This window comes from Clostridium sp. HBUAS56017, from assembly GCF_007115085.1.
Classification (GTDB): domain Bacteria; phylum Bacillota; class Clostridia; order Clostridiales; family Clostridiaceae; genus Clostridium; species Clostridium cibarium.
The window spans coordinates 69,413-77,265 of sequence record NZ_SULK01000016.1; the positions used below are offsets into that span (position 1 = coordinate 69,413).

Here is a 7,853-nt window from a genome sequence, read left to right on the forward strand (position 1 = left end):
GAAGCAACAAGACACATACAAAGATAAAATTCAAGAATTAAAAGACAATATGAAGGTTAAATTATACGAGGATAAGCTATAATAATTATTTAAATTATAAGAAAACAGAGGAAGGTTTTTGAATTTTCTGTTTTTGGGTATAGAATTTGTTATTCAATAAGTAGTTAAAATTTATTAATAAGTAGAAAAGTGAGGGAATGGCTTTGAAAAAGATTAAGAAGTATATAATAATGGCGTTAGCTGGAGTTATGGTGTTATCATTTGCTGGGTGCAATATGATAGAAAGAACACCAGAATCAATACAAAAAACAGTATTAGCTAAGGTTGGAGACAAAAAGATAACAAAAGGTGATGTTGATAAAGCTCTTAAACAATATTTGGATCAATATAAACAACAATATGGTGAAGATTTTGAGAAAAAAGATGAATTAAAAGAGCAATTAAAAAACATGAGAAAGCAATACTTAGAAAGTTTAGTTGATCAAGAAGTACTATTAAAAAACAAAGAAGCGTTAGGTGTTGAAATAGACGATGAAGAAATCCAAAAGGAAGTTGATCAACAAATAGATAGCTTCAAAAAGCAGATTGGATCAGATGACAAGTATGAGGAATATTTAAAATCAATAGGATATGATAGTGATAGCATAGTAGAAGAATTAAAAAAACAATTAGTAAGTCAAAAGATAGTTAATAAGATTGTTGAGGGTGTAGAAGTAACAGATGAAGATGTAGAAAATAACTACAATGACAATAAGAGTACATATACAACTAAGGCAGGAGCTGATGTAACACACTTATTATTTGCTCCAGCAAAAGATGCAAATGGTAATGCAGTGGAAGGTGGAGATGCAGCTGCAAAGGCTAAAGCAGATGCAGCTAGAGCAAAAGCTGTTTCTGGAACATCATTAAAGGATTTATCAACTAGTGCTGAGTTTAAAGATTCTTCTAAGTATGAAGAACTAGGTCGTGTAAGTTTTGAAAACAGTGGAATGGTTAAAGAGTTTGAAGACGCATTTAAAGTTTTACCAGCCAATCAAGTATCTGAAGTTGTTAAGACACAGTTTGGTTATCATATAATAGTAAATACTAAGGTGTATCCAAATGATGAGGTAAAACCACTTGATGATACTCTTAAAGGAACAATTAAGAGTCAATTATTACAACAAAAGCAACAAGATGCATATAAGGATAAAGTTCAAGAATTAAAAGATAATATGAAAGTTAAATTATATGAAGATAAGCTATAATTGATATAATTACGTAAACAGGAAGGTTTGAAAAACTTTCCTGTTTTTTTTACTATAAAAAATATTTTTATAGTAAATGAATTAACCAAGTATAAATAATGGGTATATGTGTATAAAATTTCTATTAAGTCAAATAATAATAATGCTACAAATTAATTAGTTACATAAGGAGGTTAATTTTAATAATGAAAGCAACAGGAATTGTAAGGCGTATTGATGATTTAGGAAGAGTTGTTATACCAAAGGAGATTAGAAGAACTTTAAGAATAAGAGAAGGAGACCCATTAGAAATTTTTACTGACAGAGAAGGAGGAGTAATATTAAAAAAATATTCCCCTATAGGAGAATTAACTGATTTTTCAAAGGAATATGCAGAAAGTTTACAACAAGCAATAGGAAATATTGTTCTAATTGCAGATAAGGATGCATTTATTTCTGTAAGTGGAACAACTAAAAAGGAATATATAGAGAGAAAAATCAGTCCAGAGTTAGAAAAGGTAATGGAAGATAGAAAAACTGTTCTTTTAGGAGATGAAAAAAAAGTTATTCCATTGCACAATGATGAGGATGATGTTGAAGGAAAATACACTGCACAGGTTATTTCGCCTATAATTACAGAAGGAGATTCAATTGGAGCTGTAATTATATTATCTAAAGAGGCAGGGGAAAAACTGGGAGAGGTAGAGCTTAAATTGGCAGAGACAGCTTCAGGATTTTTAGGTAGGCAAATGGAACAATAAATAGTAGCAATAACATGGATTTTTAACTTGAAAAGAAAAGAGAAAAATATAACAGTAATAATACCTCTAAACTTAAAATAAAAATAACTAGTACATATAAAGTTTGGAGGTATTTTATGAAAAAGCAATCCTTAATAAAAGGAAGTTTAATTTTGGGAATATCTGGGATAGTTGCTAGGTTTTTGGGACTGTTCTTTAGATGGCCTCTAATAATGCTTATTGGAGATGAAGGAGTAGGGTATTATCAGATGTCTTACCCGTTATATATGTTTTTTGTGGCTATGGCGTCAGGAATTCCTGTAGCTATGTCAAAAATGATATCAGAGAATAATGCAAAAGGAGATATAAATAGAAGTTTCCAAGTAGTTAAAGAATCTACAATTATAATGATGATAATTGGGACAGGCACATCATGTATATTATTTTTATTTGCAAAACCTATAATTAATTTCTTGCAGTGGGACCAGAGAGCATATTATTCATTAATAGGAATTTCATTTGCTCCTTTTATAATATCTATTATGACTGTCTATAGAGGCTTTTTTCAAGGCCTTCAAAATATGACAGCTCCGGCTATATCGCAGATATTTGAACAAGTGGGAAGAGTTGTTTTTGGAGTAGGGTTAGCCATAGTTCTGTTACCTAAAGGAATAGAACATTCAGCAGGAGGTGCTGCCTTTGGAGCAGCAGCTGGTGGATTTCTAGGAAGTATATATTTATGCTTTAAATATTATAAAGTTAAAAAAAGTTATGGGATTAAAACAATAAAAAGTAGTCCTGAAATTTTAAGTAAAATTTTGATGATAGCTATTCCTATATCTTTGGGAGCAACAGTTAGTACTATTATGAGCCTAATTGATTCTATACTAGTTCCTCAAAAACTTTTGGAAGCAGGATTTTCAAATCAACAATCAACAATATTATATGCTCAACTTACAGGAAAGGCATCTGTAATAGTTAATATTCCTCTAACTTTATCTATGGCATTATGTACTTCTTTGATACCAATTATTGCAGAAAATTATATTCTTAGAAGGATGAGAGAGGTTGAGAGTAAAATTGATATATCACTAAAATTTTCTGCTATTATAGGGGTTCCGTGTATGTTTGGATTATTTTTTATGGCAGAACCTATAATGAAGTTTATTTTTCCGGGAAGATTTGATGGGGTTGATATATTGAAATATCTTTCATTATCCATTCCTTTTATAATAGTAACGCAAACTACTACATCTATTTTGCAAAGTATAGGAAGTTATGTTTTACCTGTAATTAATTTATTTTTAGGTTGTGTTGTTAAAGTAATATTAACTATGTTATTAGTTCCATTAATACAGTTCAATATATATGGTGCGGTTATTGCAAGTATAGGGGCATATGTATTTACCACTATTTTAAACATAGTTTCCATGAAAATTAAGCTAAAAACAAAATTTAATTTTTATGACAATTTTATAAAACCTGCATATGCAGCGAGTTTTATGATGATAGGAGTTTTGATAATATATAATATGATATATAGAAATTCGGGGAGTAATAGCATATCCTGCTTACTATCTATATCTGTAGGTGTTATAATATACACAATAAGTATATTGTTGCTTAAAGTACTAAGTTTTAATGAAGTTAAAGAAAGATTAAATAGACGAAAAAATAAATAAAAAGGAGAGAGCCTAATGATAAAGATAGTAGGATTGGGGCCAGGTAATATAGATGAGCTTACGATAGGAGCTATTAATACCTTAAAGGAAAAAAGTGACGTTATAGTTAGAACAGAAAAACATCCTGTTGTTGAATATTTGAAGACAGAAGGTATTAACTTTACTAGTTATGATTACGTTTATGAAGAGTTAACTAATTTTGATAAGGTATATGAAGAAATAGCAAGTGATTTAATAAACAAGCATAAAGAAAGAGGGAATTTAGTGTATGCAGTTCCAGGGCATCCATTAGAAGCAGAGAAATCTGTTACAAACTTAATTAATCTATGTAAAGAAAATTCAGTTAAATATGAAATTGTACCAGCTACAAGTTTTTTGGATGTAATTATGAATAGATTAGAAATTGATTTTACAGATGGAATAAAAGTAGTGGATGCTTTTGATATAGATAAGCAAATATTTGATAAACGAGTTGGAACTGTTATTACCCAAGTATATAATCAGTTTATTGCTTCAGAAGTTAAAATAAAACTTGGAGAGTACTATAGCGATGAAACAGAAATAATTTATTGCAGAGCTATTGGGGTAGAAGGAGAAGAAAGTATAAGAAATATACCTCTTTATGAATTAGACATGCAAGATGATTTAGATTATTTGACCTCTGTTTACGTACCAAGAGATATAAAGAATAAAAAGGATATCTATGATCTTATGGACATTATAGATATATTAAGAGGAGAAAATGGATGCCCTTGGGATATGGAACAAACTCATGATTCTATAAAAAGTGCAATTATAGAGGAAAGCTATGAAGTATACGAAGCTATTAAGAATGAAGATGATAACGCGCTTATAGAAGAACTTGGAGATGTGTTGCTACAGATAATTTTTCATTCAGCTATTGGAAGAGAAGAGGGGTATTTTAATTTTGGAGATGTTATACAAGGAATTTGCGATAAAATGATATACAGGCATCCTCATGTATTTGGAAATAGTAATGTGAAAGATTCAAGAGAAGTTTTAGAAAACTGGGATGAATTAAAAAAGAAAGAAAAGAATTTTAATACTATTGGTGATGAGTTGGAGGGGATTGCTAAGGCACTTCCTGCATTGGTAAGAGCGAGTAAGGTTCAGAAAAAAGTTAAAAAGGTAGGATTTGACTGGGATAATATAGAGGATGTAATAAAAAAGGTAGAAGAAGAGATAAATGAAGTTTTAGATGTATATAAAAGTGAAAATAGGGCAAGGATAACAGAAGAAGTAGGAGATTTAATATTTTCCTGTGTAAATTTTTGTAGATTCCTAGGAGTTGATGCAGAAGAAGCTTTGAATTTTACTACAGATAAATTTATTAAGAGGTTTAATTATATAGAAGAAAAGTCAAGAGAGAGAAGGGTAAGTTTAGAGAGTATGCCAATTGAAGAAATGAATATATTATGGGAAGACGCAAAAAAACTTGAAAAATAAGCTTTACAAGAAGGAATTTTATTTTTTTTGGAGAATATTATACTTTAACAGTTACTACGCTACAGTATATATATAATCCATTAATATATAAATTTAGTAGATTAACATATAAAATGTACTAAATGTATAGACTACATAGGAAAGTGGTTATATAATAGTATAATGTAGTTGTGGTACATAAACACAGTTATATAAAAGGTTAACTGGATTTTAAGGAGGATGTAATCGTGAATAAATCAGAATTAATTACAAGCATGGCAGAAAAGAGCCAATTAACAAAGAAAGATGCAGAAGTAGCTTTAAAGGCATTTATAGAAAGTGTTGAAGAAGCATTAGAAAAAGGTGAAAAGGTTCAATTAGTAGGATTTGGTACTTTTGAAACTAGAGAAAGAGCTGCAAGAGATGGTAGAAATCCAAGAACTAAAGAAGTTATTAAGATAGCAGCTTCAACTGTTCCAGTATTCAAAGCTGGAAAAGAATTTAAAGAAAAAGTAAACAAATAGTTTAAAGAGAACCCGAGAGATTTGCTCGGGTTCTTTTACAAATAAGTGGAAAGGAGAAAAAAGGTGAGACTAGATAAATACCTTAAGGTTTCAAGAATTATAAAAAGAAGAACGGTAGCTAAAGAAGCTTGTGAGACTGGAAGAGTAAGCATTAATGGAAAAGTAGCAAAAGCTTCTAGTGATATTAAAGAAAATGATATTATTGAGATTCAATTTGCTAGCAGATCATTAAAAGCTAAAATAGTTAATATTGCTGAACACGTAAGAAAAGAAGATGCGAAAGATATGTATGTTATTCTTGAAGGAGAGGAAGATCAAGAATAACATTTTTTAGAATAAAGATTCTTTTTTATACATATATTTTATTAACAACTAATATAGGAGATTATGTATGGAAGAAGAAATGAAAAGTAATCTAACATTAGAGAGTAGAAAAAAACTTACATTGACAGGTGTTTTGGAAGTTGTAAACTTTGATGATGAAAAAATTTCTTTAAATACAAATTTGGGGAATTTAAGTATAAAAGGCGAAGGTTTAAAAATGAATAAGTTGGATGTGCAAAATGGTGATGTGATTATATGTGGAACAATTTTGGCTATCATCTATAGTGGCAAAAATGTGAAAAAGAATAAAGAGAACATAATAAAAAGGATATTTCAGTAAAATAGATGCCGTTAAAATTGGATGTACAATTAGACATAGTCATCTATAGCTTGATAGCAGGAGTTATTACAGGGATTCTCTTTGATGCTTATAGGTTGATAAGAGGTCTTAAGGTTCCTAAACTTTTGATTGTTATAGAGGATGTATTATTTTGGGCATTTTGCACACTTGTTGTATTTTCTTTCTTATTATATACAAACTATGCTTTTTTAGGTCCGTACGTATATTTATTTATATTTATATCGTTAATAATATACTTTAAATTAGTTAGTCATTACGTAATATATATTGAAAAAATTATTGCAAAAGGAATAATAAAATTTTTTAGAGTAATGTTTAAGAATTTAGTTTACCCTTTTAAGATATTTTTATCAAGAATGGGAAATAAAAATTCGTAACAAACTAAAAATAACTTGAATAAAATAGATATAGTGATTACAATATAAATATAGATTTTATTATGAGGTGCTACGGATGAAAAGGAAGTTAACAATAAAAAACTTAATAATCTTAGTGCTATCAATTATTCTTATTGTAGGTTTTGTTAGACAAGAACAAACTATGGTGAGGATAGAAAAAGATAAACAAGCTAAACAAGAGCAACTTCAAGAACTTCAGAAGAAGAATGAAAGGCTTAAAGAAGAAAGCGATAAAGCTCAATCAGATGAATATATTGAGCAATTAGCGAGAGAAAGACTAAATATGATAAAAAAGGGTGAAACTTCTGTAGAAATAAAGAAGTCTGATCCCAATTAACAAGGGTAGGTTATTATTTTAATAACATATATATTTAATTTAAGGAGGATTCTTTTAAACATGACCTTAGCGGCAGGAAACATATTAGAGGGAACAGTAGTAAACATTACGAATTTTGGAGCCTTTGTAGAGGTGGACGGGAAAACTGGGTTAGTTCATATTTCAGAAGTAGCAGATTCATTTGTAAAAGATATAAGACAACATTTGAATGAACAGGATAAGGTTAAGGTTAAAGTTATCTCAATAGATGATAATGGAAAGATTAGCTTATCTATTAAGCAAGCAAATGTTCAAAAAAAGTCTGTTAAGCCTGTAGAATTTGATTGGGGAACAGATAGAAGTACTAATAAAGTTGGATCAGTAAACTTTGAAGATAAAATATCTAAATTCTTAAAAGATAGTGAAGAAAAAATGCAGGATGTAAAGAAACATCAAGAATTTAAAGGTAAGAATAGTAAAAACAGATCATAAAAGATCTAGTAATTTTATATAAATATAAGAATAAGATGTATAGTTTTTACTAAGCATCTTATTTTTTTATGTTTTTTCATCTAGTTATCAAGCGAGTGAAAGGTATAATTTAGGAGAAAGATGCTACTGAAATAGCCGATTTAGGAGCAATATAGGTAACATATTTATAATATAATAAAAAGTATATAAAAAAATGTTGACAGTATATAAATCATGCTATATAATTAGTTTTGTTGCTAGAGACAGCAAGAGAAAAACTTGCCGAAGTGGCGGAACTGGCAGACGCACAGGACTTAAAATCCTGCGGTGGTTAAACACCGTACCGGTTCGATTCCGGTCTTCGG

General features: G+C 29.5%; 10 protein-coding genes and 1 tRNA gene. All 11 read left to right on the forward strand.

Annotated elements, in window-relative coordinates; translation table 11 throughout:
* Nucleotides 1-203 precede the first annotated feature (203 nt).
* Nucleotides 204-1,247, forward strand: a complete 1,044-nt coding sequence (locus FAY47_RS14075; RefSeq protein WP_185966840.1) for a SurA N-terminal domain-containing protein — start codon at nucleotides 204-206, stop codon at nucleotides 1,245-1,247.
* A 185-nt stretch (nucleotides 1,248-1,432) separates the two neighbouring features.
* Nucleotides 1,433-1,987, forward strand: coding sequence for a stage V sporulation protein T (spoVT, locus tag FAY47_RS14080; RefSeq protein ID WP_143317550.1), 555 nt, complete (start codon nucleotides 1,433-1,435; stop codon nucleotides 1,985-1,987).
* A 116-nt stretch (nucleotides 1,988-2,103) separates the two neighbouring features.
* Nucleotides 2,104-3,648, forward strand: coding sequence for a polysaccharide biosynthesis protein (locus FAY47_RS14085; RefSeq protein WP_143317551.1), 1,545 nt, complete (start codon nucleotides 2,104-2,106; stop codon nucleotides 3,646-3,648).
* A gap of 15 nt (nucleotides 3,649-3,663) precedes the next feature.
* Nucleotides 3,664-5,115 (forward strand): nucleoside triphosphate pyrophosphohydrolase, encoded by a 1,452-nt coding sequence (mazG, locus tag FAY47_RS14090; protein ID WP_143317552.1) that lies wholly within the window; start codon nucleotides 3,664-3,666, stop codon nucleotides 5,113-5,115.
* Nucleotides 5,116-5,342: 227 nt separating this feature from the next.
* Nucleotides 5,343-5,618 carry an HU family DNA-binding protein gene (locus FAY47_RS14095; RefSeq protein WP_143317553.1) on the forward strand — a complete coding sequence of 92 codons (276 nt, stop codon included), beginning with the start codon at nucleotides 5,343-5,345 and terminating at the stop codon, nucleotides 5,616-5,618.
* Between the two features lie 63 nt (nucleotides 5,619-5,681).
* Nucleotides 5,682-5,942 (forward strand): RNA-binding S4 domain-containing protein, encoded by a 261-nt coding sequence (locus tag FAY47_RS14100; RefSeq protein WP_143317554.1) that lies wholly within the window; start codon nucleotides 5,682-5,684, stop codon nucleotides 5,940-5,942.
* A 67-nt stretch (nucleotides 5,943-6,009) separates the two neighbouring features.
* Complete coding sequence (gene yabP / locus FAY47_RS14105) at nucleotides 6,010-6,282, forward strand: sporulation protein YabP (RefSeq protein ID WP_143317555.1); 273 nt, start codon at nucleotides 6,010-6,012, stop codon at nucleotides 6,280-6,282.
* 5 nt (nucleotides 6,283-6,287) lie between these two features.
* Entirely contained in the window at nucleotides 6,288-6,680 is a 393-nt protein-coding gene (gene yabQ / locus FAY47_RS14110) for a spore cortex biosynthesis protein YabQ (protein ID WP_143317556.1), read from the forward strand.
* 76 nt (nucleotides 6,681-6,756) lie between these two features.
* Nucleotides 6,757-7,038 (forward strand): septum formation initiator family protein, encoded by a 282-nt coding sequence (locus FAY47_RS14115; RefSeq protein ID WP_143317557.1) that lies wholly within the window; start codon nucleotides 6,757-6,759, stop codon nucleotides 7,036-7,038.
* A gap of 60 nt (nucleotides 7,039-7,098) precedes the next feature.
* A complete protein-coding gene (locus tag FAY47_RS14120) occupies nucleotides 7,099-7,509 on the forward strand; it encodes a S1 domain-containing RNA-binding protein (protein WP_143317558.1) in 411 nt (136 codons plus the stop codon).
* 260 nt (nucleotides 7,510-7,769) lie between these two features.
* Nucleotides 7,770-7,853, forward strand: a tRNA-Leu gene (locus FAY47_RS14125).